Here is a 355-nt window from a genome sequence, read left to right as displayed (position 1 = left end):
GTGCACGGCGACGCCGCCGCGGACCTGCCCGCGGCGCTGCTGGCGTGTGCCGCGGTGTTCGTGGTGCGCGGCACCGGCGGCAGCCGGGAGGTGCCCGCGGGGGAGTTCTTCCTCGGACCGTTCACCACCGCGCTCGAACCGGACGAGATCCTCACCGAGATCCGGGTGCCGAAACACACCGGCCGGGGATGGGCGTTCGAGAAGTTCACCCGCCGCGCCATCGACTGGGCCATCGTGGGCGTGGCCGTGTGCGGCGACGCGGTCGGCCTGGTCAACATGGCGGGGCACCCCGGTGCGGGCCGGGGCCACCGAACGGGCGCTGGCCGACGGCGCCGACATCGCCGGGGCCGCCCGG

Annotated in this window: 1 pseudogene; it reads left to right on the top strand. The window is 76.1% G+C overall.

Annotation, left to right across the window (positions count from 1 at the left end):
* Positions 1 to 355 (top strand): annotated as a pseudogene (locus tag SACPADRAFT_RS26850) (FAD binding domain-containing protein); the annotation flags it as partial.

Origin of the sequence: Saccharomonospora iraqiensis subsp. paurometabolica YIM 90007, from assembly GCF_000231035.2 — a bacterium.
In the GTDB taxonomy this organism is placed as follows: Bacteria; Actinomycetota; Actinomycetes; order Mycobacteriales; family Pseudonocardiaceae; genus Saccharomonospora; species Saccharomonospora paurometabolica.
Note: the sequence above shows the minus strand (reverse complement) of the source record. Positions and strands in the feature narration are given on the sequence as shown.